A 25290-nucleotide genomic window follows, 5' to 3' on the forward strand; every position below is an offset into this window, starting at 1 on the left:
GCGAGCGTGATTCTGGCGACGCCACAGCGGCATGTTGCGTCGCGGTGTTCACAATCGGTTACAGCTGCGCTAGTCGCGGCGCAGATTCATGGTTGATCCGCAGGTGCAGTGTCGTGCAAGGTTGTCTCGACGATCCAGGTGCCACTGTGGAGGCAATCGATGACGACGGATGGCCGCACACCGGCGATCCTTGCAGCCCGAATTCGGCGGCCTCCGGCAAATATGGTGAAAGACCAGCTTCGGTGAGTACCGGCGACATTCATTCGTTGGTGATCGCTTCGGACTATCGGGTCCCTGATCCCGGTAGAGTGTGGCCGCTGCTGCAGCGCAACAAATCGGCTCTGGCCGACATCGGCGCACACCACGTTCTGATCTACGCGTCAACGCACGACTCTGGCCGTGTGCTGGTAATGATCGGAGTACGCAGTCGTGAGCCGATCGTGGAATTGCTCCGCTCACGGGTCTTCTTCGACTGGTTCGACGCCATGGGCGTCGACGATATCCCGGCGGTCTTCGCCGGCGAGATCGTCGACCGATTTGTCGCGGCGCCTACTACGACTCAGTCCACTCCATGGGTTCCTGGCGTTGTGGTGGCCGCGTTCGCGTCGGTGAACAACGTGTCCAACCTGACCGCCGAGGTCCGTTCTGCGATAGCCAGGTTTACCGCCGCGGGGATTCGAAAGACCTGGGTTTTCCAGGCTTTCGACGATGCGCACGAGGTTTTGATCCTGCAGGAGTTTGCCGATGAGGCGGGCGCGCGGCAGTGGATCGAGCATCCCGACGCCGCCGCCGAATGGATGAGCGGGGCGGGAGTGGGAGCCTACCCACCGCTGTTCGTCGGCCGGTTCTTCGACATGATGCGGATCGAGGCGCTGCAGTGAGCGCATCGCTGGGCACTCGGCCCGGCCCGGGTCAGCGACCTCACTGCGGCGCCATGGATCCCACGAGTTGGCCAAGCAGGCGGGGGATCTCGAGCCGCGGCAACACCACCTCGACGAGCACCATCCGGTCCCGCCGTGCCGCGGCGACGGTGAGGGCGTCGTCGAGTTGGCCATAGGTTTGGGCACGGAACGCGAGGTGATTGGTCACACCCAGCGCGCTGGGAAGCTCGGTCCAATTCCAGCTCACGATGTCGTTGTACGGGGCCGTCTCGCCGTGGATGGCCCGTTCGACCGTGTAACCATCGTTGTTGACCACCACGATGACCGGGGACAGCCCTTCGCGGGAGAACGTGCCGAGTTCCTGCACGGTCAATTGTGCGGCCCCGTCGCCGATCAACAGCACCGTACGGCGGTCCGGATGCGCAACCGCGGCCCCGACTGCCGCGGGCAGCGTGTAACCGATTGAGCCCCACAAGGGTTGGCCGATAAAGGTCACTCCTTGCGGCAACCGGTGGTCCGCCATGCCGTAGAACGACGTCCCCTGGTCGGCGAGCACCACGTTTCCGGGTGTGAGCGCTGAGCAAACCCGGTCCCACACCATCTGCTGGGTGAGCGGCTCATCGCGCGCCGGCATCGCCGGCGGCGGTTCGGCGGGCGGCGGTACCACCGGCGGCGAACTGATTCCGCGCCCGGTCAGGATGGTGGCCAGCGCCTGCAGCGCGGCACTCATTTCCAGTGGTGCGAACACCTGGTCGGCCACGCTGCTCTGGTATTGCCCGATGTCGATGGTCCGGGCCGGGTCGATCCGCTGGCTGAAGAAGCCGCTGACCATGTCGGTGAACACCACTCCGGCGGTCACCAGCACCGGCGCCCCTTCGATCGCGGCGCGCACCCGTTCGGCGCTGGCCGCGCCGGCGTAGATTCCCAGGAAGTTCGGCGAGCTCTCGTCGAGCAGGCTCTTCCCCCACATCAACGTGGCGTGCGGCACCACGTCGGCGGCCAACAGCGCCTCGAGTTCTTTGACGGCCTGCAGGCGATGAACCAACAGATCGGCGAGCACCGTCAACTGGTGGTCGGCAATGAGTTCGATGGCGGCCTTGGTGAACAGCGACAGCGCGCGCGGGCTGGTGCCGCCGGGGTAGCGGGGCAACGGCGCAGCGGGCGGTTCAGTGGGGAAGCGTGCTACGTCGCTGGACAGCAATATATATCCTGGACGCTTCTGCTCCCGTACCTCGGACAGCACCCGATCTATTTCTCTACCGGCCGTTGCCGGCATGAGATTGGCTTGGGCACAGGTGATTTCACGGCTGATCCGGAGAAAGTGCTCGAAGTCGCCGTCGCCGAGGGAATGATGCAATGCCCGGCGAGTGCCCTGGGCGTCTTTGGTCGGGCCGCCAACAATGTGCACCACTGGCACATGCTCGGCGTAACTGCCCGCGATCGCATTGGTCACCGAGAGCTCGCCGACCCCGAATGTCGTTACCACCGCTGACATCCCACGCAGCCGCCCGTACCCGTCGGCGGCATACCCGGCATTCAGTTCGTTGGCGCTGCCCACCCACCGGATGGTCGGGTGGGCCACGATGTGGTCGAGGAATTGCAGGTTGTAGTCGCCGGGAACGCCGAAGATCTCAGAGACGCCGAGTTCGGCGAGCCGGTCGAGTAGGTAGTCGCCGACGGTGTAGACGGGATCGCTGCAGGCATCGCTCTTCTGGGGTGTCACGAAGACGACCGTACGCCGGATTGAGGCTATTCCCGACTGGACGCCGATTCGCTATCGTGCGGCCATGGCCATCAAGGAGTCGCGCGACATAGTTATCGAAGCAAGTCCCGAGGAGATCCTGGATGTCATTGCCGACTTCGAAGCGATGACCGAATGGTCGCCAGCCCATCAGAGCGTCGAAATACTCGAGACCGGAGACGACGGGCGGCCCAGCAAGGTGAAGATGAAAGTCAAGACCGCCGGCATCACCGACGAGCAGGTGGTGGCCTATAGCTGGACCGACAGATCAGTGCGGTGGACGCTGGTCAGCTCCACCCAGCAGCGCTCGCAGGATGGAAAGTACGAGTTGACACCCAAGGGCGACAACACCCTGGTCCAGTTTGAGATCACCGTCGACCCGCAGGTGCCACTGCCCGGCTTCGTGCTGAAACGTGCGATCAAAGGGACGATCGACACGGCCACCGAGGCGTTGCGCAGCCAGGTGTTGAAAGTGAAGAAGGGTCAATAGTCGCGGTGACGACCGGGGGGCCCCTGGCCGGGGTGAAGGTCATCGAACTCGGTGGTATCGGACCGGGGCCGCACGCCGGGATGGTGCTCGCCGACCTGGGTGCTGACGTGGTGCGGGTGCGCCGCCCGGGTGGCCTGACGATGCCGTCCGAAGACCGCGACCTGCTGCACCGTGGGAAGCGGATCGTCGACCTGGACGTCAAAACGCAACCGCAGGCGATGCTGGAGCTGGCCGCCAAGGCCGATGTGCTGCTGGACTGTTTCCGGCCCGGCACTTGCGAGCGCCTCGGCATCGGACCCGACGACTGTGCGTCGGTCAATCCGCGACTGATCTTCGCCCGCATTACCGGTTGGGGACAGGATGGCCCGTTGGCCTCGACGGCGGGTCACGACATCAACTACCTGTCGCAGACCGGTGCGCTGGCGGCGTTTGGCTACGCCGACCGGCCTCCGATGCCGCCGCTAAACCTGGTTGCCGACTTCGGCGGCGGCTCGATGCTGGTGCTGCTGGGCATTGTGGTGGCCCTCTACGAACGGGAACGTTCGGGTGTGGGTCAGGTCGTCGATGCTGCGATGGTCGACGGGGTTAGCGTGTTGGCGCAGATGATGTGGACCATGAAGGGGATTGGCAGCCTGCGCGACCAGCGCGAATCTTTCCTGCTCGACGGCGGCGCCCCGTTCTACCGCTGCTACGAAACGTCCGACGGCAAGTACATGGCCGTTGGGGCAATCGAGCCGCAGTTCTTCGCGGCGTTGCTGAGCGGGCTCGGCTTGTCGGCCGCTGACGTGCCGACTCAGCTCGATGTGGCCGGCTACCCGCAGATGTATGACATCTTCGCCGAGCGATTTGCCAGCCGAACCCGCGACGAGTGGACGCGGGTTTTCGCCGGCACTGACGCATGTGTTACGCCGGTGCTGGCGTGGAGCGAAGCCGCCAACAACGATCATTTGAAGGCACGATCGACGGTGATTACCGCCCATGGTGTCCAGCAGGCCGCGCCCGCTCCCCGATTTTCCCGGACACCGGCCGGGCCGGTCAGGCCGCCGCCGGCCGCAGCCACACCGATCGACGAAATCAACTGGTAACCACGGTGGCTGCCGAACACCGCCCACCAACGGCGCGGCGTTGCTAGCGTGAACGTCAGTGGCCGTAAAAGCATCGCGGGAATTTGTCATCGACGCGCCTCCAGAAGTGGTGATGGAGGCGCTGGCAGATGTCGGCGTCCTGGCTTCGTGGTCACCGCTGCACAAACAGGTGGAAGTGATCGACTACTACCCGGATGGCCGGCCGCACCATGTGAGGGCAACCGTCAAGATTCTGGGGCTCGTCGACAAAGAGGTCCTCGAATATCACTGGGGCCCGGACTGGGTGTGCTGGGATGCCGATCAGACCTTCCAGCAACATGGACAGCACATCGAGTACACCGTGAAACCTGAGGGTGTCGATAGGGCCCGGGTGCGCTTCGACATCACCGTCGAGCCGGCGGGACCGATCCCCGGCTTCATCGTCAAGCGGGCAAGTGAGCATGTGTTGGATGCCGCGGCGAAAGGGCTGCAGAAGTTGATCGCGGGTGCCGGCGATCAAGGAAACGCGAAATCGTGACGATGTGACGGGTCCGCGTAGCGGATCGTGATTGCTAATTTGGTAGCAGTGGCTATCCGAGCATCGCGCGAAGTCGTCATCGAAGCGCCTCCGGAAGTGATCGTGGAGGCGCTCGCCGACATGGACGCTGTGCCGTCTTGGTCTTCAGTGCACAAACGGGTCGAAGTCGTCGACACTTACTCCGACGGTCGACCACATCACGTGAAGGTCACCATCAAGGTGGCGGGCATCGTCGACACGGAGTTACTGGAGTATCACTGGGGACCCGACTGGGTGGTGTGGGATGCCGCCAAGACCGCGCAGCAACACGGCCAGCACGGCGAGTACAACCTGCGCCGTGAGGATAACGACAAGACCCGAGTGCGATTCACCCTCACGGTCGAACCCTCGGCGCCCCTGCCGGCGTTTTGGGTCAACATTGCCCGCAAGAAGATCCTCCATGCGGCGACGGAAGGACTGCGAAAGCAGGTGGTGGGGCGCCGACGGTTCACGTCGGGCTAGGTAGCGGGTCGCTCGGCGAGCACGCTCAGTCGCCTGATTGCCTCGTCGAGGGTGTCGTCTCGTTTGCAGAAGGTGAAGCGCACCAGGTGGTTCCACACATCGGCTTGTTGTGAGGCCTGTCCTGCGGCGGGGTCGCAGAACGCCGACATCGGGATGGCGGCCACCCCGACTTTCTCCGGTAGCGCCGCACAGAATTCGGTGCTGTCGTCATAACCCAACGGGCGCGGGTCGGCGCATAGGAAGTACGTGCCGTAGCTGTCGTGCACTGCGAAGCCGATCTCCGTCAGGCCCGCTGCCAGCCGGTCGCGCCGGGCCCGCAACGAGTTCCGAAGGGCCGCCACCCAGGCGTCTTCGGTGTCTAGCGCGAGGGCGACCGCAGGCTGAAACGGTGCGCCGCCCACATAGCTCAGGTACTGTTTTGCGGCGCGCACCCCGGCGATGAGTTCGGCTGGGCCGCAAGCCCATCCGATTTTCCAGCCGGTGCAGTTGAACATCTTGGCCGCACTGGAAATGGTGATCGTGCGCTCGGCCATGCCGTCGAAACCCGCCAGCGGCAGGTGTCTGGCGTGGTCAAACACTAGGTGCTCGTACACCTCGTCGGTGATCACCACAAGGTTCGCCGCCACCGCGATCTCGGCGATGGCTGCGAGTTCCGTCGCGCTCAGCACCGCACCGGTCGGATTGTGCGGCGAGTTAATGATCAGCGCCCGAGTTCGCGGGGTCACCGCGCGTCGCAGCGCGTCGGCGTCTAGGGCGAAGCCGCGGCCATCGGGCACCAGCGGTACGGTCACGCGGTGGGCGCCGGCCATCGCCACCACCGGCGAGTAGGAGTCGTAGAACGGCTCGATCAGCAACACCTCCGAGCCCGGTTCGACCAGTCCGAGCACCGCTGCGGCGATGGCCTCGGTGGCTCCGACCGTGACCAGCACCTCGGTCTCGGGGTCGTAGTCGACGCCGAAATGGCGCCGCCGCTGGGCGGCGATGGCCCGCCGTAGCGGAGCGCTTCCAGGGCCGGGCGGGTACTGGTTGACGCCGCCGGCGATGGCGTCTTGGGCGGCCTGCAGCATCTTCGGCGGGCCGTCCTCGTCGGGAAAGCCCTGTCCCAGGTTGACCGCGCCGATACGGGTGGCCAGCGCGGACATTTCGGCGAACACCGTGGTCGCATACGGCCGCAGCCGCGACACCGTCATGGCGGTCGAGCCTATCCGGGCGACGATGCGCGCCGCAGCGATACCTTGCCCAACCAACAGGTTGGCCGGGGGCCCTGTTAGGGTGCCGGTACGGGACCTAGTCTTGAAGAAGGATCCAAACCCCCTTTTGTGGAATTTGTGGAACAGGAAATCGACATGTCCGAAGAAGCCTTCATCTACGAGGCCATCCGCACCCCGCGCGGCAAACAAAAGAACGGATCGTTGCACGAAGTCAAGCCATTGAGCCTGGTCGTCGGCCTGATCGACGAGCTGCGCAAGCGCCATCCCGACCTCGACGAGAACCTGATCAGCGACGTCATCTTGGGCTGCGTCTCACCGGTGGGCGACCAGGGCGGCGACATCGCCCGCGCCGCAGTGCTGGCATCGGGCATGCCGGTCACCTCCGGCGGTGTGCAGCTCAACCGGTTCTGCGCGTCCGGCCTGGAGGCCGTCAACACCGCCGCGCAGAAGGTGCGTTCGGGCTGGGATGACCTGGTGCTGGCCGGCGGCGTGGAGTCGATGAGCCGGGTGCCGATGGGCTCCGACGGCGGCGCTATGGGCCTGGACCCGGCGACCAACTACGACGTCATGTTCGTCCCGCAGGGCATCGGCGCCGACCTGATCGCCACCATCGAGGGCTTCTCCCGCGAAGACGTCGACGCCTACGCGCTACGCAGCCAGCAAAAGGCCGCCGAGGCGTGGTCGGGCGGCTACTTCGCCAAGTCGGTGGTGCCGGTGCGCGACCAGAACGGCCTGCTGATCCTCGATCATGACGAACACATGCGGCCGGACACCACCAAGGAGGGTCTGGCCAAGCTGAAGCCGGCCTTCGAAGGCCTGGCCGCGCTGGGCGGTTTCGACGACGTGGCGCTGCAGAAGTACCACTGGGTGGAAAAGATCAACCACGTACACACCGGCGGCAACAGCTCGGGGATCGTCGACGGTGCCGCGCTGGTGATGATCGGTTCCGCGGCCGCCGGCAAGTTGCAGGGCCTGACTCCGCGGGCGCGCATCGTCGCCACCGCCACCAGCGGCGCCGACCCGGTGATCATGCTCACCGGCCCCACCCCGGCCACCCGCAAGGTGCTCGACCGCGCCGGGCTGACCGTCGACGACATCGACCTGTTCGAGCTCAACGAGGCGTTCGCGTCGGTGGTGCTGAAGTTCCAGAAGGACCTCAACATTCCCGACGAGAAGCTCAACGTCAACGGTGGCGCCATCGCGATGGGCCACCCGCTGGGTGCCACCGGCGCGATGATCCTGGGCACCATGGTCGACGAACTGGAGCGCCGCAACGCCCGACGTGCACTCATCACGCTGTGCATCGGGGGCGGCATGGGTGTCGCGACGATCATCGAGAGGGTTTAACAGCATGCCAGACAACACAATCCAGTGGGACAAGGATGCCGACGGCATCGTCACGCTGACCATGGACGATCCCTCCGGGTCAACCAACGTGATGAACGAGGCCTACATCGAGTCGATGGGCAAGGCCGTCGATCGCCTTGTCGCCGAAAAGGATTCGATCACCGGAGTGGTAGTCGCCAGCGCGAAGAAAACCTTCTTCGCCGGCGGCGACGTCAAGACGATGATCCAGGCCAGGCCCGAGGACGCCGGCGATGTATTCAACACCGTCGAGACCATCAAGCGGCAGCTGCGCACCTTGGAGACATTGGGTAAGCCGGTCGTCGCGGCCATCAACGGGGCGGCGTTGGGCGGCGGCCTGGAGATCGCGCTGGCGTGTCATCACCGGATCGCCGCCGACGTCAAGGGCAGCCAGCTCGGTCTGCCGGAGGTGACGCTGGGTCTGCTGCCGGGTGGCGGTGGGGTGACCCGCACGGTACGGATGTTCGGCATCCAGAACGCGTTCGTGAGCGTGCTGGCGCAAGGTACCCGGTTCAAGCCGGCCAAGGCCAAGGAGATCGGTCTGGTCGACGAGCTGGTGGCAACGGTCGAGGAGCTGGTGCCCGCCGCCAAGGCTTGGATAAAGGAGGAGCTCAAGGCCAACCCCGACGGTGCCGGGGTGCAGCCGTGGGACAAGAAGGGCTACAAGATGCCCGGCGGCACCCCGTCGTCGCCGGGTCTGGCGGCGATTTTGCCGTCGTTCCCGTCGAACCTGCGCAAGCAGCTCAAGGGTGCCCCGATGCCGGCGCCGCGGGCCATCCTGGCCGCCGCGGTCGAGGGGGCACAGGTCGACTTCGACACCGCCAGCCGCATCGAGAGCCGCTACTTCGCGTCGTTGGTCACCGGCCAGGTCGCCAAGAACATGATGCAGGCGTTCTTCTTCGACCTGCAGGCCATCAATGCCGGCGGGTCTCGGCCCGAAGGCATCGGCAAGACCCCGATCAAGAGGATCGGTGTGCTGGGTGCGGGCATGATGGGCGCCGGCATCGCCTACGTCTCTGCCAAGGCCGGCTATGAGGTGGTACTCAAAGATGTCAGCCTTGAGGCCGCCGCTAAAGGCAAGGGCTACTCCGAAAAGCTGGAGGCCAAGGCGCTGGAGCGGGGCCGCACCACACAGGAGCGCAGCGACGCCCTGCTGGCGCGCATCACCCCGACCGCCGACGCCGCCGATTTCAAGGGCGTTGATTTCGTGATCGAGGCGGTTTTTGAAAACCAGGAGCTCAAGCACAAGGTGTTCGGCGAGATCGAAGACATCGTCGAGCCCAACGCGATCCTGGGATCCAACACCTCGACGCTGCCGATCACCGGTCTGGCGACCGGCGTCAAGCGGCAGGAAGACTTTATCGGGATCCACTTCTTCTCGCCGGTCGACAAGATGCCGCTGGTGGAGATCATCAAGGGCGAGAAGACTTCTGACGAGGCCCTGGCCCGGGTGTTCGACTACACCTTGGCCATCGGCAAGACCCCGATCGTGGTCAACGACAGCCGCGGCTTTTTCACCTCGCGGGTCATCGGCACGTTCGTCAACGAGGCGCTGGCGATGCTCGGTGAGGGTGTCGAGCCGGCTTCTATCGAGCAGGCGGGGTCGCAGGCCGGGTATCCGGCGCCGCCGCTGCAGCTGTCCGACGAGCTCAACTTGGAGCTGATGCACAAGATCGCCGTCGCCACCCGTAAGGGTGTTGAGGACGCCGGCGGCACGTACCAGCCGCATCCGGCGGAGGCCGTGGTGGAGAAGATGATCGAGCTCGGCCGGTCCGGCCGGCTGAAGGGCGCGGGCTTCTACGAGTACGCCGACGGCAAGCGATCCGGGTTGTGGCCCGGCTTGCGCGAGACGTTCAAGTCGGGCTCGTCGCAGCCGCCGCTGCAGGACATGATCGACCGCATGCTGTTCGCCGAGGCGCTGGAAACCCAGAAGTGCCTCGACGAGGGGGTGCTGACGTCGACGGCCGACGCCAACATCGGCTCGATCATGGGCATCGGCTTCCCGCCGTGGACAGGTGGCAGTGCCCAGTTCATCGTCGGCTACTCCGGCCCGGCCGGTACCGGTAAGGCGGCTTTCGTGGCCCGGGCCCGCGAGCTGGCGGCCGCCTACGGCGACCGCTTCCTGCCGCCGGAGTCGCTGCTAAGCTGAGCGCGAGCAGACGTAAAAGCCCCCGCACGCTCGGCGTGTCGGGGGCTTTTACGTCTGCTCGCGCAACCTAAATTGCCGGGCCCAGCAGGTCGTCGGCGTCGCGGATGATGTAACCGTAGCCCTGCTCAGCTAAAAACCGCTGCCGGTGTGCGGCGTACTCGGCATCCAGGCTGTCGCGGGCCACCACCGAGTAGAAGATGGCACCGCCCCCGTCGGCCTTGGGTCGCAATATCCGGCCGAGCCGTTGCGCCTCTTCCTGGCGTGAGCCGAATGTTCCCGAAACCTGTACCGCCACGGCGGCTTCCGGCAAGTCGATGGAGAAGTTAGCCACCTTGGACACCACGAGCGTAGCGACCTCGCCGCGGCGGAAGGCGTCGAACAGTGCCTCGCGTTCGCTGGTCCTTGTCGACCCCTGAATCACCGGAGCGCCGAGCTCGGCGCCCAGCTCGTCGAGCTGATCCAAGTACGCTCCGATGACCAGGGTCTGCTCATCCGGGTGCTTCGCCAGAATCGACTTGACCACAGCAATTTTGGTGTGCACCGTCGAGCAGATCCGGTAGCGTTCTTCGGGTTCGGCGGTGGCGTACATCATCCGCTCGCTGTCGGTCATCGTGACCCGGACTTCCACGCACTCAGCTGGCGCGATCCAGCCCTGCGCCTCAATGTCCTTCCACGGCGCGTCATAGCGCTTTGGTCCGATAAGGGAAAACACGTCGCCCTCGCGTCCGTCTTCACGGATCAACGTGGCGGTCAGCCCCAGCCGCCGTTTGGACTGCAGGTCAGCGGTCATCCGGAAGACCGGTGCCGGCAACAGGTGCACCTCGTCATAGATGATGAGCCCCCAGTCGCGGCTGTCGAACAGTTCCAGATGGCGGTACTCGCCCTTAGTGCGGCGGGTGATCATCTGGTATGTCGAGATGGTGACAGGTCGGATTTCCTTGCGTTCTCCCGAGAATTCGCCGATCTCATTCTCGGTGAGCGAGGTGCGCGCGACCAGCTCTCGTTTCCATTGCCGGGCCGCGACGATATTGGTGACCAGGATCAACGTCGTCGCGCCGGCTTTGGCCATTGCGGCCGCACCGACCAGCGTCTTGCCGGCCCCACATGGCAGCACCACCACCCCGGAGCCGCCCGCCCAGAACGAGTCCGCGGCCAGCCGCTGGTAATCGCGCAGCTGCCAGCCCTCCTGGTGCAGGCTGATCGGGTGCGCTTCACCATCGACGTAGCCGGCGAGATCCTCTGCGGGCCAACCGATCTTGAGCAGCAGCTGCTTGACCCGGCCGCGTTCGCTGGGGTGGACGACGACGGTGTCGTCATCGATGCGGGCGCCAAGCATCGGCGCGATCTTCTTGTTGCGCAGCACTTCCTCAAGCACCGCGCGGTCCAGGCTCACCAGCGTCAGGCCATGGGCCGGGTTCTTGACCAACTGCAGTCGTCCGTAGCGGGCCATGGTGTCGACGATGTCGACGAGCAAGGGTTGCGGCACCGCGTAGCGGGAGTAACTGACCAGCGCGTCGACGACTTGCTCGGCATCATGGCCGGCGGCGCGAGCATTCCACAGTGCCAGCGGTGTGATGCGGTAGGTGTGGACATGTTCGGGTGCACGTTCCAGCTCGGCGAACGGCGCGATGGCGGCGCGTGCAGCGCCGGCCAGTTCATGGTCGACTTCCAACAGCACCGTCTTATCGGACTGCACTATCAATGGTCCGTCAGTCAATGGCGCCGCTCCTCCTCATCGCTGCGCTCTGCATCGTCGCCGGCAGTAGTCAATGGCGCCGCTCCTCCTCATCGCTGCGCTCTGCATCGTCGCCGGCGGTAGTCAATGGCGCCGCTCCTCCTCATCGCTGCGCTCTGCATCGTCGCCGGCGGTAGTCAATGGCGCCGCTCCTCCTCATCGCTGCGCTCTGCATCGTCGCCGGCGCGGGGGTCATGGGCTCCATTATCGGTCGTGGGCCGACACCACCGACGTGATGCGGTGGATGGCGAAGTCACGCAGTCGCCCGGATGACGAGTCGAACGCCACCAGCTGGCCGCCCCGTAGCGTGATCGGTGCGACCACCCGCTGAGTGGCAACGCCGGCGGCATCGAGGTAGCTGATCACCAAGGTGGCCTGGTCCTTGGCCGCGCGCTGCAACAGCGACATGGTGACCGCCGGGTCGACGCGGACATTAGCGAACGGCGCTGCGGTCACCTCACGCAGCACGGCAACCACGGCTTTCAACGCCTCGCTATTGGGTCTCGGCGGCGGTCGGTATGGCCGGCGCCGTTGCGGTGTGGGCACCCGGGCGCCGCGGGTTCGCACGTCGACAACGGCTCCGGTGGAATCTTCGGCGGCCGGGGCAAAGCCCGCGCCGCGCAACGTGACGAGGACTTCGGATATCGGAGCGGGGGACACCGCCACCGTTGGGGCCAGGGCCCGCAGTGCCAGCCCGTCGGCTTCGGGCGCCGCCACGACCTGGGCCAGTAGCGTTGGGTCCTCGCACCGCACGAACGATGCGGCCATGCCGATCCGAAGCTGGCCGTGCCGGCGCGCGACATCGTCGATGAGATATGTAAGCCCTTGTGGTACAGGAGTTTTAGAACGATTTGCGAAGAATTCCTGCAACCAGTCGCGGGACTTGCCGACATCGAGGGCATGCCGGATCGACTGCTCGCTGACGCGGTACACCATCGCCGTGCCGGCCGATTCCACGGTGGCGACGGTGGTCAGGTCGTCGGCCAGTTCGCGCTGCAGCGGCCCTGGCACCACGACGGTCAGGTCGGCCTGCACCAGGAAGTGATCGATGGGCTTGGGCAGCGCCCGAGCCATCACGCCGACCGCGGCGGCAGGGGCAGTAGCTGGCTCTAAGGCCTCGTCCAACAGTGCGCGAGCAGGCGTGCTGATCGCCCCGCGCCCCACCAGACCCAGCGCATGGCCCTCTGTCAGCAGATCCGCGATAGGCGCAGGTTGCAATCGCCTGGCCCAACGTGGGCGGCGCCAGATCAGTGTCGCCGACGCCCGGGACGCATCGACGCCGGCGCCGGCGGGCAGCTCGGCGAGCATGCCTAGCAATAGCCGGCGATCCAGTGGGGCCGCCGTGGAGAACAGCGAATCCGACAGGGCGCCATAGGGTTTGGCGTCGGGTCCGCGGGTACCGATTAACGCCGGCCGGCCCGGAAGGTCAAGCCAGGCGCTGGCCAGCAAGTGCCAACGCTCGGCGGGTGACATCGTGGCGAATCGATCGGCGGCCACCGTTGGCGCCCAAAAAGGTCCGTCACTGTGGGGCGGTTCGGGATCGGGCATGCCGCTGGCGATCAGTCCAGCCGCGGCCGCAATCTCGAGGATTAGGCCCAGCCGCGGCTCGTCGATTCCCGTTGCCTTGGCCAGCCGCTTGAATTCACGAACCCCCAGTCCGCCGCTGCGTAGTTCGGCAACCGGTGTGGCGCCGAGGTTTTCGAGCAGTACGTCGACTTCACGCAGTAGGTCGATGACGGCTCCGGCCGCCGCAGCGTCGGCGTCGTCGGGTGTGGTGGTGGAAACTACCGGGTCCGGCGCGGTCAACTCCATCGGACCGGGTTGTTCGCCGCGCAGCACCTGCCCGACGTGGCGGGGCAAGATCACCGTTTCGGCATCGATTCGTCGCAGCAAGCCCATCGCCAGCAACCGCGGCACGGGTCGATCAGATGGCGCGCCGGGTGCGGCGTCGCGAGTGCGCCCCACGGGTGACCCTTGGAGCAATTTGTCCAGAACGTCACGCTGCGCGGGGTCGAGGCCGGCGATCAGGTCGGCGAGCTGATCCCCGGAACGCGAACTTCCCTCGAGGGTGACCTGGCCGGGATGCCACGGCAACGCCGTACCTGCGTCTGTCGCCACCCGGACTGCGGTCTCGCCCCAGGCCAGGGCACGTTGTTTAAGGTCAGCCAGCGCGCCAAGCACGTCGGCTTGGGCGGCGCGGTCGCCGATCACTGCCAGCAGCCGGACGATCGGCACCGGTGCGGTATCTGCCTGCAGCACCAGCAGTGCGTCGAACACCGCCAGCCGCAGGAAGTCGAGCTCGTCGGTGGCCGCCTTGACCGACTGGCGGGCCTGGGCACGGGCGGCCAGCGCGGCGATGCTGCCGGGTGGTGGCTGGGCAAGGTCGGGCCGCAGCTCCAACAGCTGGGTCAGCCGTTCATCGGGCAAGGCGGCCAGCCAGGACCCCAGCGGGATATCCGGGGTGTGTTCGGTCATTGCTGATCAGCGTAGGCCGGACCAGCCTTGTGGCGTGGGCGGGTGCAAGACCTGTCAGAATGGTTTCGTGGCTGACATTGCTGAAGGTAAGGCACGCAAGACCAGGTACGTGGACCATGGTTGGCCGACCACCGATCCAGACGACCATGCGGTGAGCGAACTCGTGACCGACCGCACGGGTGCGCTATCACCCTTCGGTGAATTGACGTTCCCGGTACCGTCCGACGACCTGCCCTACATCCACCCGGTGACCGTCATCAATCGGTAAGCCGCCAGGATGGCCAGGGCTTCTGGGGCATCCGACTACCGCTCGGGCGAGCTGTCGCACCAGGATGAGCGGGGGGCAGCGCACATGGTCGATATCACCGAGAAGGCAACCACGAAGCGAACAGCCGTTGCCGCGGGCATCTTACGTACCTCGGCGCAGGTGGTGGCGCTGATCTCGACTGGCGGGCTGCCCAAAGGGGATGCGCTGGCCACCGCGCGGGTGGCGGGCATTATGGCGGCCAAGCGCACCAGCGACCTGATCCCGCTGTGCCATCAACTCGCGCTTACCGGAGTCGACGTCGATTTCACCGTCGGCCAGTTGGATATCGAGATCACAGCGACGGTACGCAGTACCGACCGAACGGGCGTCGAGATGGAAGCGCTGACCGCTGTCAGCGTGGCCGCCCTCACGCTCTACGACATGATCAAGGCGGTCGATCCGGGCGCGCTTATCGATGACATCCGGGTGCTCCACAAAGAAGGCGGTCGTCGCGGGACCTGGACGAGGCGATGAGCACCCGGTCCGCTCGAATTGTCGTTGTGTCGAGCCGCGCGGCGGCCGGTGTGTATACCGATGATTGCGGGCCGATTATCGCTGGATGGCTTGAACAGCATGGGTTTTCGTCCGTCCAGCCGCAGGTGGTTGCCGACGGGAACCCAGTCGGCGAGGCGCTACACGACGCGGTCAACGCCGGAGTCGACGTGATCATCACTTCCGGCGGCACCGGTATCTCGCCCACCGATACCACGCCCGAACACACGGTCGCCGTGCTGGACTACGTCATTCCCGGGCTGGCCGACGCGATCCGCCGCTCCGGCCTGCCCAAGGTGCCGACATCGGTGCTGTCGCGCGGGGTGTGCGGCGTGGCTGGGCGGACCCTGATCATCAATCTGCCGGGATCGCCTGGAGGTGTACGTGACGGCCTCGGGGTGCTCGCCGATGTGCTGGACCATGCTCTCGAGCAGATCGCCGGTGGAGATCACCCGCGATGACGCAGGTCCTGCGCGCCGCGCTGACAGATCAACCGATCTTTCTGGCCGAGCACGAGGAGCTGGTGAGCCATCGGTCGGCTGGCGCCATTGTCGGGTTCGTCGGAATGATCCGCGACCGTGACGGTGGACGGGGGGTGTTGCGGCTGGAGTACTCCGCGCACCCGTCGGCCGCACAGGTCCTTGCGGATTTGGTGGCGGAGGTAGCTGAAGAGTCCAGTGGCGTGCGTGCGGTGGCGGCCAGCCACCGGATCGGCGTCTTGCAGGTCGGGGAGGCCGCCCTGGTGGCGGCGGTTGCCGCCGATCACCGGCGGGCGGCGTTTGGCACCTGTGCGCACCTGGTGGAGACCATCAAGGCGCGGCTTCCCGTGTGGAAGCACCAGTTCTTCGAGGACGGTACCGACGAATGGGTGGGTTCGGTTTAAAGTCCGGCCTCAGCCCGTCAGCCGATGACGTACGGCTGTGCGAGCGAGTCCAGCGCATCGTTGCCGCAGACGTCCTGGGCCCGAATCGCCTGCCACAGCTTCTTCGTATAGGCGATGTTCGAGACTTGGGGCGTTTCGGCGGGCGCCTCGGTGACGTCGCCGGGCGGCGGTGCGTCAGCTGGTTGGGGGTCGGGCTCGGGGAGTTCCAAATCGGTGGCAAGGCCAACCGGGCCGCCTGGAGCTGTGGCGGGCTGATCGCCCGGCGCGGTTTGCTCGTTCACCGCAGCGGGTGGTGCCAGGTCGGCGGGCGCGGGTGGCGCCAGTTCGGCGGGCGCGGGTGGCGCCAGGTCGGCGGGCGCGGGTGGCGCCAGGTCGGCGGACGCGGGTGCCAGATCGGCGGGTGGCGCCAGTTCGGCGGGAGCTGCCGGGAGGGGTTCACCCAGCGGCGCGGGCAGGTCGTTTACGGCAAGTTCCACGGGTGGTGCCAGGTCGGCGGGCGCGGGTGGCGCCAGGTCGGCGGGCGCGGGTGGCGCCAGGTCGGCGGGCGCGGGTGGTGCCAGGTCGGCGGGTGGTGCCGGGTCGGCGGGAGCTGCCGGGAGGGGTTCACCCAGCGGTGCGGGCAGGTCGTTTACGGCAAGTTCCACGGGTGGCGCGACGTCGGCGGGCGCGGGTGGTGCCAGGTCGGCGGGTGGTGCCGGGTCGGCGGGAGCTGCCGGGAGGGGTTCACCCAGCGGTGCGGGCAGGTCGTTAGCGGCAAGTTCCACGGGTGGCGCCGGGTCGGCGGGCGGCGGGGCCAGCGGTGCTGGTTCGCCGTTGACCGCGGCCGCGTCCAACGGAGCGTCCATCGCTGCCGAAGCGGGAAGCACTTCGCGGGGTGTTGCGTTCGATAACCCGCGGCCGCACACCGGCCAGGCGCCGCGACCCTGGGTGGCCAGCACCCGCTCACCGACGGCAATCTGCTGCTCCCGGCTGGCCAGCTGAGCCGACGGGGCGAACTCGCCGCCACCATGTGCGGCCCAGGTGCTTTGAGTGAACTGCAAGCCACCGAGGTAACCGTTGCCGGTGTTGATCGACCAGTTGCCGCCCGACTCGCAGCGGGCCACCTGATCCCATTCCCCGTCGGTGGCCGCGGTCGCCTGAGCGGCCATGGCGATGCCGCCGCCACCGAGTACTGCGCCGGTAAAGGCGATCTTGGCGACGCTGACGTTGGATGTGGTGGGCTTACGGTGGCGTCCACTCATACGTTAGGTAATTCCTCTCGGTACACGCCTACGAGGTCAGCTGTCGGGTTCGGGTTGGATTCGCCGTGGAGAGGATCACCCGGCCGCGGTCGTACATCGGCGAACGACGTTGGCTTCACCCCAAGGAGCCGTATGCGGCTCCGGTCCGATCTCGGCGGACCTGGTGGGTCCCCCGCCTCCATCCGCGGTCGGAATCCCTCGCCCACTGGATGGAGTTCGGCGTGCTATCGGCGAGGGAGGGCACGTCATTTTGGGTTAGGTTGACGAGCCTCCCGAGACGGTAGCGGTTTCAGGCGATTCCGTCACGTTTAAGAAAAGTCGGCGTTTCCGTCACAATCGCCGGCAAGAACGCCAAGAAATATAGGCATTTGCGCAGGTAGTAAGCCCTCGCAATCGGAGCGTGTCCGCCCCGTTATCGTTCCGTTATGTGGGTAATGTCACATGGCCTTAGCCGCCGGCGAAAGGGGGTAGTACGTCAATCGTGTCGCCGGCGGATAACGCGACGGCGTCATCTCGGACGACAATCCCGTCGCGCAGGTAGGAGCATCGACTCAACACCGTCGCGAGGCGAACATCGCGGACCGATAGGCCGTCTATCAGCTCGGCGACTGTGGCGCCAGATCGCAGGGTGACTTTCTCCGACCCGGCACCAGCGGCCGCTCGGGCGGCCGCGAAGTAGCGGACAGTCACCTGAATTCCGGCGGATTCGTCGGACACCTGCGTCACCGGTTAGCCACCGATCGCGCTCATCGGGCGGTCGGGCTGAATGAAATCGGGGGCGTTGATGCCGTGGCCGGCGGGTTTGCTCCACATCGCGGCACGCCATGCCGCCTCGATCGCGTCGTCGTCAGCACCGCCGCGCAGTAGGCGGCGCAGGTCGGTCTCCTCGGTGGAGAACAGACAGCTGCGGATCTGGCCATCGGCGGTCAGCCGGGTGCGGTCGCACGTCGAACAGAAGGCGTGCGACACCGAGGCGATGACACCGAACCGTCCGCGTGGCGTGTTCGGTCCGGCGTCGACCAGCCAGAGTTCGGCCGGGGCCGAACCGCGCGGTGCCGGGTCGGGCCGTAGCCGGAAGTGGGGCCGCAGCGCCGCCAGCACGTCGTCGGCGCTCAGTGCGATGTTCCGCCGCCAGCTATGCCCCGCGTCCAGCGGCATCTGCTCGATGACTCGCAATTGATAACCGCGCTCTAGGCAGAACCTCAGCAGGTCGACGACATCCTCGCGGCCGGTCGTGGGGTCGAGGACGGCGTTCACCTTGACGGGTGTCAACCCGGCTGCCTTGGCGGCGGCCAAGCCGGCCAGCACATGCGCAAGCCGGTCCCGACGGGTGATAGCAGCGAAGTGGGCGCGGTCGATGCTATCCAGCGAGACGTTGACCCGGTCCAGGCCCGCTTCGGCCAGGGCGCCCGCCCGCCGCGCCAGTCCCACCCCGTTGGTGGTCAGCGAGATCTCCGGGCGCGGCCGCAGCCTAGCTGTCGCTGCGACCACCTCGTCGAGGTGGTGGGCCAATAGCGGCTCGCCGCCGGTGAACCGCACGCTGGTGACGCCGAGCCGAGTTACCGCGATGTGTATCAGCCTGGCCAGTTCGTCGGGCCGCAGCAGTTGCTCGCCGGGCAGCCACCTCAGCCCTCGCTCAGGCATGCAGTAGCTGCACCGCAGGTTGCAGCGGTCGGTTAGCGACACCCGCAGATCGTTGGCGACCCGGCCGAACGTGTCCACCAAAGGGCCAGTGGTGGGTACGACCCGCGGGTCGGCAATGCCGTTGGTGCGGCTGCGCAGCGCCGGCATGCCCAGCGCGGTCAGTGTCATGTGGGCACCTGTGAGTTGACCCCGACGATGTCCTTGCCCAGCGGCACCAGCGACACCGGGATCAGTTTCAAGTTGGCCAGTGCTAGCGGAATGCCGATGATCGTGACTGCCATTGCCGCGGCACTCACCAAATGCCCGAGGGCCAGCCAGATCCCGAACAGCAGCACCCAGATGACGTTGCCGATCAAGGCCCCGGTCCCGGCGGTTGGCTTTTCGACGATCGTCCGGCCGAACGGCCACAACGCGTACGACGCGATGCGCAGCGCCGCGAAGCCAAACGGAATGGTGATGATGAGCAGGAAGCAGACAAGCGACGCCAGCAGGTACCCGAGGGCCAGCCAGAGGCCACCGAACACCAACCAGATAACGTTCAGGATTAGTCGCATATCGCCTCCAGCGGTAGCGCAAGCCTACCGCGTGAGGGGTAAGCAGGGGTGCTCGGCGGCCGACGATCCGAGTAGGATCTTCAGATCGTCATCGCGTCCCGCGCAGGCGGGACGCGTCTTCTGTTGCCAATCCGAGCGATCCGTCAGACAAGCAGGTGAGACCAGTGCCGACCGGCAAGGTGAAGTGGTACGACCCCGACAAGGGGTTCGGCTTCCTGTCACAGGAGGGTGGCGAGGATGTCTACGTCCGCTCCTCGGCGTTGCCCACGGGTGTCGAGGCACTCAAAGCCGGGCAGCGGGTGGAATTTGGCATCGCCTCCGGGCGGCGCGGACCGCAGGCATTGAGTCTCAGATTGATCGAACCGCCGCCCAGCCTCTCCCGGCCGCGCCGTGAGCCGGCGGCCGAGCACAAGCACAGCCCCGATGAGCTGCACGGCATGGTCGAGGACATGATCACGTTGCTGGAAAGCACCGTGCAGCCGGAGCTGCGTAAGGGGCGCTACCCGGATCGCAAGACTGCTCGCCGGGTCGCCGAGGTTGTCCGGGCGGTGGCGCGGGAGTTCGAGTCCTAACGGGGTCGGGTGGTGCGCTGGCCCAATTGCGCCGAGCTGGCAACGCCGCGCCGTTCCAGGGTCACGGTCGGATCGATTCCGCCGCACTCGGTTTGACGAGACGACGACCGGCTAGCAGTTAGCCGGGTTGGCCGGGTTGGCCGGCGCTGCCCGGGCTGCCGCCCATGCCGGGATTGCCGTCGGTGGTTTTCCCGTCGCCGCCCGTGCCGCCCTCACCGCCTGTGCCGCCGGCGCCACCCGCGCCGCCCGCTCCTCCGGCACCAACGCCACCGTCGCTGCCCGCGCGGCCAATCAGCCCGCCGGACCCGCCCTTGCCGCCGAGGGCGCCGGGGGCGCCGCCGTTGCCGCCGTTGCCGCCGGTGTTGCCGTTACCGCCAAACGCTGCGCCCGGACCACTGTTGGTGCCGCCACCACCGGCGCCTCCGGCACCTCCAGCACCACCGGAACCACCAGTACCACCGGCACCGGCCGTGCCGCCGACACCACCGGCGCCGCCGTTGCCGATGAGCAGCCCGCCAGCACCCCCGTTACCGCCCTGGCCGCCGATACCGCCTTCGCCACCGGTGCCGAGGGCGCTCGCGCCGTCACCGCCCACACCGCCATCGCCCCCGAACGCCTTGCGTGAACTGCCGGCGCTGTCGGTGTTGGCGGCACCGCCGTCGCCCCCGGCGCCGCCGCCGCCGCCGGGGGCACCGCTACCACCGGTACCACCGACTCCGCCCGCGCCGCCGGCGCCGCCGTCGCCGATCAGCAGCCCGCCGCGGCCACCGGCGCCCCCGGTTCCGCCCGCTCCGCCGGTACCGCCGGAAGCGAAGCTGTCGAAGCCGTTGCCGCCGCTGCCGCCGTTACCGGCTTCCGCGTTGCTGGGAGAATTGGTGCCCACCTGGGCATCCCCGCCTTCGCCGCCGGCGCCCCCCACACCGCCGGGGGCCTGGGCGTTCCCGCCGGCACCGCCGTTACCTCCTATGGCTGCATTGCCGATGGAAGCGGCGCTGCCGCCGGCGCCGCCAGCGCCGCCATAGGCGCCCTCACCCCCTTTGCCTCCCTCACCGCCCACGGCGTCGCCGTTGACGGTTGAGACGGCGTTCCCGCCAGACCCGCCAGCGCCGCCGGACGTCATCGCGTCGCCGGCATCGCCGGGGCCACCGTTACCGCCTATGGCGTTGCCGCCCAGCGTCTGGTCGGTGCCGGTACTGCCGGCATCAGCGGTGCCGGTGGGTGTGGGGTTGACGCCGTCTGCCCCGGCTGCCCCCATACCGCCCTGCCCGCCCGCGCCGCCAGAACCGAACAGGTAGGCGTTGCCGCCGGCACCTCCTGCTGCGCCCATACCGCCATTGACGCCGGCCACCCCGGTCCCCCCGAGCCCGCCGGCCCCGCCATTGCCGTATAACCACCCCCCGTTGCCGCCGACGCCGCCGACCGCGCCGGCCCCTCCGGCCCCCCCGGTCCCGCCGATGCCGATCAACCCGGCGCTGCCGCCGGCTCCGCCGGCTTGGCCGACCCCGCCGGACCCGCCATTGCCGCCGTTGCCATACAACAAGCCACCCGGCCCGCCGGCCTGCCCGGTACCCGGCGCACCATTGGTGCCGTTGCCGATCAGGGGGCGCCCGAGCAGCGTCTGCGTGGGCGCGTTGATCACATTCAACGCTTGCTGCAGCGGGGAGGCATTTGCGGCCTCGGCGCTACCATATGCGCCCGCAGCCGTGCTCAAGGCCTGGATAAACCGTTCATGAAACGCGGCCGCCTGCGTGCCGAGTGTCTGATAGGCCTGGGCGTGCCCGGAAAACAGCGACGCCACCGCTGCCGACACCTCGTCGGCGCCCGCGGCCAGCACTCCGGTGGTCGGGGCCAGCGCCGCGGCATTGGCCGCGCTCAACGTCGAGCCGATCTGCGCCAAATTGTTTGCTGCCGCTGCCACCATCTCCGGCGTCGCCAATACATACGACATCGCTGTCCTCCCGCAGGGTCTTCGTTGACCGATCGGCTGTTACTAACGTTAGCGCGAACGCGGGTCGGCGTCTCCAGTTTCTATTTCTTGACATGGAAAAACGGCGGCCCCGACCCTGCCTCAGCGTCGCAGCCGTCGTTGGCGGCGAGCACCGGTGACCGTGACTTTGGTAGCGGCCCGTCCGCAGTGGGTGCCACGTAGTATTCGGACAGATAGGTAGTGGTAGGCAACCTTCGTGATTCGTCAGCGAGGAGGCGGCGATGGCACAGCAAACTCAGGTCACCGAGGAGCAAGCGCGGGCCCTTGCCGAGGAATCTCGCGAAAGTGGTTGGGATAAACCGTCCTTCGCCAAAGAACTCTTTCTGGGCCGCTTTCCCTTAGGGCTCATACACCCATTTCCCAAGCCGTCGGACGCCGAGGAGGCCCGAACCGAGGCGTTTCTGGTCAAACTGCGGGAATTCCTCGACACCGTGGACGGCAGCGTCATCGAGCGTGCTGCCCAGATCCCCGACGAGTACGTGAAAGGCCTGGCCGAGCTGGGCTGTTTCGGCTTGAAGATTCCGTCCGAGTACGGCGGGTTGAACATGTCGCAAGTCGCCTACAACCGCGTGCTGATGATGGTCACGACGGTTCATTCCAGTCTTGGCGCGTTGTTGTCGGCGCATCAGTCGATCGGGGTACCTGAACCGCTCAAGCTTGCCGGGACTGCGGAACAGAAGCGGCGGTTCCTACCGCGGTGTGCGGCCGGCGCGATATCGGCCTTTTTACTAACCGAACCCGATGTGGGCTCCGATCCGGCGCGCATGGCATCGACGGCGACGCCGATCGATGACGGCCAGGCTTACGAGCTTGAGGGTGTGAAGTTGTGGACCACCAACGGTGTGGTAGCGGACCTGCTAGTGGTTATGGCGCGGGTACCGCGCAGTGAAGGGCACCGAGGGGGAATCAGCGCCTTTGTCGTCGAGGCTGATTCGCCCGGGATCACCGTGGAGCGGCGCAACAAGTTCATGGGACTGCGTGGCATCGAAAACGGCGTGACCCGGCTTCATCGCGTCAGGGTGCCCAAAGACAACTTGATCGGCAGGGAAGGCGACGGTCTGAAGATCGCGCTGACCACACTCAACGCCGGACGGCTGTCCCTACCGGCGATCGCAACCGGAGTTGCGAAACAGGCGCTGAAGATAGCGCGGGAATGGTCCGTCGAGCGAGTGCAATGGGGCAAGCCGGTTGGCCAACATGAAGCGGTAGCCAGCAAGATCTCGTTCATTGCCGCCACCAATTACGCGCTCGATGCGGTGGTCGAGCTGTCCAGTCAGATGGCCGACGAAGGCCGCAACGACATCCGGATCGAGGCTGCGCTGGCTAAATTGTGGTCCAGTGAGATGGCCTGCCTGGTTGGCGATGAGTTGCTACAGATCCGCGGTGGCCGCGGATACGAGACCGCCGAATCCCTCGCCGCGCGCGGTGAGCGGGCGGTACCAGTGGAGCAGATGGTGCGGGACCTGCGGATCAACCGGATCTTCGAAGGGTCCAGTGAGATCATGCGGCTGCTCATCGCGCGTGAAGCGGTCGACGCGCACCTCACTGCCGCGGGTGATCTGGCGAACCCTAAGGCCGATCTGCGGCAGAAGGCCGCGGCGGCGGCCGGCGCCAGCGGGTTCTACGCGAAGTGGTTGCCGAAGCTGGTTTTCGGCGAAGGCCAACTACCCACGACGTACCGCGAGTTCGGCGCCCTGGCGACACATCTGCGTTTTGTCGAACGCTCGTCACGCAAATTGGCCCGCAACACCTTCTACGGGATGGCGCGCTGGCAGGCCAGCCTGGAGAAAAAGCAAGGGTTCCTCGGCCGCATCGTGGATATCGGCGCCGAGCTATTCGCCATCTCCGCGGCGTGTGTGCGCGCCGAGGCGCAGCGAACGGCCGATCCGGTCGAGGGTGAGCAGGCATACGAACTGGCCGAGGCGTTCTGCCAGCAGGCCACGTTGCGGGTGGAGGCGCTGTTCGACGCGTTGTGGTCCAACACCGACAGCATCGACGTTCGGCTGGCAAACGATGTGCTGGAGGGCCGCTACACCTGGCTGGAGCAAGGGATACTCGATCAGTCCGAAGGCACCGGACCGTGGATCGCGTCCTGGGAACCGGGTCCATCCACCGAGGCCAATCTGGCTCGGCGGTTCTTGACGGTGTCGCCATCGAGCGAAGCGAAACTTTAGGGCGCCCGCGTGGCCGGTCACGTCCGCGGGGGACCGCCCGAGTCTCGTCGGGTACCACGCTGGCGCGTATCGCGTCTGGGTGCAGGTTCTATTCCATGTCGTCGACAAACAGCGCCATCGATGCGGTGAATCCGTGCAGGGCATTGCGGCCCGCGATCGGGCCGATCTCTCCGGCGGCGAAGAAGCCGGCAAGCGGAATTCCGCCTAGGAGTTCCTCGATCGTCGACGCGTCGTGGTCGGCGACCCCGAACATCCGCCGCCCCCGCCCGTTGCAGGTGAACAACAGCGCTCCAGCCGCGCGTCCGGGCAGCCGCGCCGCGGCCCGCTCCACGGTCAGGCGTAGGTCCTTGTCGGCCCCGGCCGCGTCACGGACCTGGAACTGCATGGTGGCGCCGACCTGGACAACCTCGTCGATCTCGATCGACCCGGTCGACGGGTCGGCGCCGAGCAGCCCGCGGATCACGAAATCGCCCTGACCCGGAGCCGCCAGGTGCTCGTCGACGACGATCCCGATCTGTAGGCCGTGGCTGACGAGTGCCCTTTCGTCGGGCGACAGCCCCTCGACGATCTCACGCAGTCGCTGCAACGGCGGACGGCCGCCGAGCTCGGTGATCAGTATGCCGTCCGCGCCGGTGACGATGTATGGGTAGCCGATCGGCCGGCAACCCTGCGACACGACCGGGACACCGCGCATCCCGGGCAGGCGCACGCCGACGACGCCGGAGGTGAGCACGTCGTGATCGCGGAACAGCCGGGTGTCGCCCCGCCGGCGCCCGCCGCTCACCACGCCGCCCACGACGGCGGTGCCCGGCAGGTCGGTGTTGGGGTGCTCGATGAGCAGGTTCGACGGGAATGTGTACGGGTCCGGCAGCAGCAGATGCAGATCCCGGGCGGTGCGGTCGAACCGATAACCGGTGATCAGGGCACCCGAGCCGGTACGGACAAAGTCCAGCTGGAATGTCTCGGCGGCCAAGCCGGACGCCAGCCACACCACCACCGCGGGCTCGTCCTCGATCTCGTGGCGGCCGGCGACGATGGCCTGGGCGATGCAACCGACAAGCGCGGGCGGATCGATCATCTGCAGCACCGCGCTCAGGACGTCGGCAGCCCGGTCGGTGTGTGCACGCGATCCAAGCAACACCGCCAGCGACGGCGCCTCACCCGCCAGCTCGTCGCGCGCCTGGCCCGCAGCCTCCACCGCGGCCTGCCGCGCGTCGGGCGTGGTGCAAACCCCGACTCCGATCCGCACAGTTCCATGATGCGCCGATGTGCCCCGGGTGTCGGCG

Annotated in this window: 23 protein-coding genes, 1 pseudogene and 1 riboswitch; of the genes and pseudogenes, 13 read left to right on the forward strand and 11 right to left on the reverse strand. The window is 66.8% G+C overall.

The genetic code is table 11. The features are described 5' to 3' along the window. The first annotated feature begins 242 nt into the window (after positions 1–242). Complete coding sequence (locus FF952_RS04525) at positions 243–881, forward strand: hypothetical protein (RefSeq protein ID WP_031653753.1); 639 nt, start codon at positions 243–245, stop codon at positions 879–881. A 40-nt stretch (positions 882–921) separates the two neighbouring features. Here FF952_RS04525 and pdc read toward each other — a convergent pair whose 3' ends face one another. After that, positions 922–2604, reverse strand: a complete 1683-nt coding sequence (gene pdc / locus FF952_RS04530) for an alpha-keto-acid decarboxylase (RefSeq protein WP_003900222.1) — start codon at positions 2602–2604, stop codon at positions 922–924. A 64-nt stretch (positions 2605–2668) separates the two neighbouring features. On the opposite strand from pdc, the gene FF952_RS04535 reads away from it, so the two are divergent. Genes FF952_RS04535 through FF952_RS04550 form a run of 4 tightly spaced genes read left to right on the forward strand, consistent with a single transcriptional unit; the run spans position 2669 to position 5215 of the window. Then, positions 2669–3112, forward strand: coding sequence for an SRPBCC family protein (locus tag FF952_RS04535; protein ID WP_003404412.1), 444 nt, complete (start codon positions 2669–2671; stop codon positions 3110–3112). A gap of 5 nt (positions 3113–3117) precedes the next feature. Continuing rightward, on the forward strand, positions 3118–4197 hold the full coding sequence (gene far, locus FF952_RS04540; protein WP_003404414.1) for a fatty-acid-CoA racemase: 1080 nt from the start codon (positions 3118–3120) through the stop codon (positions 4195–4197). Between the two features lie 58 nt (positions 4198–4255). Continuing rightward, positions 4256–4714, forward strand: a complete 459-nt coding sequence (locus FF952_RS04545) for an SRPBCC family protein (RefSeq protein WP_017351365.1) — start codon at positions 4256–4258, stop codon at positions 4712–4714. 48 nt (positions 4715–4762) lie between these two features. Next, complete coding sequence (locus FF952_RS04550; RefSeq protein WP_003911328.1) at positions 4763–5215, forward strand: SRPBCC family protein; 453 nt, start codon at positions 4763–4765, stop codon at positions 5213–5215. Here FF952_RS04550 and FF952_RS04555 read toward each other — a convergent pair. Then, positions 5212–6405, reverse strand: coding sequence for a pyridoxal phosphate-dependent aminotransferase (locus tag FF952_RS04555; RefSeq protein ID WP_003404420.1), 1194 nt, complete (start codon positions 6403–6405; stop codon positions 5212–5214). The two genes, FF952_RS04550 and FF952_RS04555, sit on opposite strands and share 4 nt — an antisense overlap. 156 nt (positions 6406–6561) lie before the next feature. On the opposite strand from FF952_RS04555, the gene FF952_RS04560 reads away from it, so the two are divergent. Further along, positions 6562–7773 (forward strand): acetyl-CoA C-acetyltransferase, encoded by a 1212-nt coding sequence (locus FF952_RS04560; RefSeq protein WP_003404423.1) that lies wholly within the window; start codon positions 6562–6564, stop codon positions 7771–7773. A 4-nt stretch (positions 7774–7777) separates the two neighbouring features. Next, positions 7778–9940, forward strand: a complete 2163-nt coding sequence (gene fadB, locus FF952_RS04565; RefSeq protein ID WP_003404426.1) for a fatty oxidation protein FadB — start codon at positions 7778–7780, stop codon at positions 9938–9940. Between the two features lie 67 nt (positions 9941–10007). Here fadB and FF952_RS04570 read toward each other — a convergent pair whose 3' ends face one another. From FF952_RS04570 to FF952_RS04575, 3 genes and pseudogenes are all read right to left on the reverse strand, one after another. Continuing rightward, complete coding sequence (locus FF952_RS04570; protein ID WP_003913615.1) at positions 10008–11657, reverse strand: DNA repair helicase XPB; 1650 nt, start codon at positions 11655–11657, stop codon at positions 10008–10010. A 119-nt stretch (positions 11658–11776) separates the two neighbouring features. Continuing rightward, positions 11777–11871: pseudogene (locus tag FF952_RS20905) on the reverse strand (sirohydrochlorin chelatase); the annotation flags it as partial. Positions 11872–11879: 8 nt separating this feature from the next. Beyond that, a complete protein-coding gene (locus FF952_RS04575; protein WP_003404512.1) occupies positions 11880–14150 on the reverse strand; it encodes a helicase-associated domain-containing protein in 2271 nt (756 codons plus the stop codon). A gap of 67 nt (positions 14151–14217) precedes the next feature. Between FF952_RS04575 and FF952_RS04580 the strand changes: the two genes are divergently transcribed. The 4 genes from FF952_RS04580 to moaE2 are packed head-to-tail and all read left to right on the forward strand — an operon-like array spanning position 14218 to position 15832. Beyond that, positions 14218–14418, forward strand: coding sequence for a hypothetical protein (locus FF952_RS04580; RefSeq protein ID WP_003911329.1), 201 nt, complete (start codon positions 14218–14220; stop codon positions 14416–14418). A 9-nt stretch (positions 14419–14427) separates the two neighbouring features. After that, on the forward strand, positions 14428–14931 hold the full coding sequence (moaC, locus tag FF952_RS04585; RefSeq protein ID WP_003404544.1) for a cyclic pyranopterin monophosphate synthase MoaC: 504 nt from the start codon (positions 14428–14430) through the stop codon (positions 14929–14931). Next, positions 14928–15410, forward strand: a complete 483-nt coding sequence (locus tag FF952_RS04590; RefSeq protein WP_003404549.1) for a MogA/MoaB family molybdenum cofactor biosynthesis protein — start codon at positions 14928–14930, stop codon at positions 15408–15410. Before moaC ends, FF952_RS04590 begins: the two co-directional genes overlap by 4 nt. Beyond that, entirely contained in the window at positions 15407–15832 is a 426-nt protein-coding gene (gene moaE2, locus FF952_RS04595) for a molybdopterin synthase subunit MoaE2 (protein ID WP_003404552.1), read from the forward strand. The genes FF952_RS04590 and moaE2 overlap by 4 nt, the downstream gene beginning before the upstream one ends. Before the next feature lie 17 nt (positions 15833–15849). On the opposite strand, the gene rpfA is transcribed toward moaE2, so the two are convergent. The 4 genes from rpfA to FF952_RS04615 form a co-directional block, all read right to left on the reverse strand. Beyond that, positions 15850–17073: a resuscitation-promoting factor RpfA gene (gene rpfA / locus FF952_RS04600; protein ID WP_003900223.1), complete on the reverse strand. Its 1224-nt coding sequence runs from the start codon at positions 17071–17073 to the stop codon at positions 15850–15852. Between the two features lie 9 nt (positions 17074–17082). Next, positions 17083–17305, reverse strand: a riboswitch (cyclic di-AMP (ydaO/yuaA leader). Positions 17306–17520: 215 nt separating this feature from the next. Further along, positions 17521–17799, reverse strand: coding sequence for a molybdopterin synthase subunit MoaD2 (moaD2, locus tag FF952_RS04605; RefSeq protein ID WP_003404559.1), 279 nt, complete (start codon positions 17797–17799; stop codon positions 17521–17523). A 3-nt stretch (positions 17800–17802) separates the two neighbouring features. Beyond that, on the reverse strand, positions 17803–18885 hold the full coding sequence (moaA, locus tag FF952_RS04610; RefSeq protein WP_003404564.1) for a GTP 3',8-cyclase MoaA: 1083 nt from the start codon (positions 18883–18885) through the stop codon (positions 17803–17805). Next, positions 18882–19271, reverse strand: a complete 390-nt coding sequence (locus FF952_RS04615; RefSeq protein WP_003404566.1) for a YccF domain-containing protein — start codon at positions 19269–19271, stop codon at positions 18882–18884. The genes moaA and FF952_RS04615 overlap by 4 nt, the downstream gene beginning before the upstream one ends. 164 nt (positions 19272–19435) lie before the next feature. On the opposite strand from FF952_RS04615, the gene FF952_RS04620 reads away from it, so the two are divergent. Continuing rightward, complete coding sequence (locus FF952_RS04620; RefSeq protein ID WP_003404570.1) at positions 19436–19843, forward strand: cold-shock protein; 408 nt, start codon at positions 19436–19438, stop codon at positions 19841–19843. A gap of 118 nt (positions 19844–19961) precedes the next feature. On the opposite strand, the gene FF952_RS04625 is transcribed toward FF952_RS04620, so the two are convergent. Then, entirely contained in the window at positions 19962–21791 is a 1830-nt protein-coding gene (locus FF952_RS04625; protein ID WP_009938284.1) for a PE family protein, read from the reverse strand. Positions 21792–22051: 260 nt separating this feature from the next. Between FF952_RS04625 and FF952_RS04630 the strand changes: the two genes are divergently transcribed. After that, a complete protein-coding gene (locus FF952_RS04630; RefSeq protein ID WP_003898626.1) occupies positions 22052–24004 on the forward strand; it encodes an acyl-CoA dehydrogenase family protein in 1953 nt (650 codons plus the stop codon). 88 nt (positions 24005–24092) lie between these two features. Here FF952_RS04630 and FF952_RS04635 read toward each other — a convergent pair whose 3' ends face one another. Then, entirely contained in the window at positions 24093–25253 is a 1161-nt protein-coding gene (locus tag FF952_RS04635) for an FIST signal transduction protein (protein WP_003404586.1), read from the reverse strand. Positions 25254–25290 lie beyond the last annotated feature (37 nt).

The organism is Mycobacterium tuberculosis complex sp. N0072, assembly GCF_030323725.1.
GTDB lineage: Bacteria > Actinomycetota > Actinomycetes > Mycobacteriales > Mycobacteriaceae > Mycobacterium > Mycobacterium tuberculosis.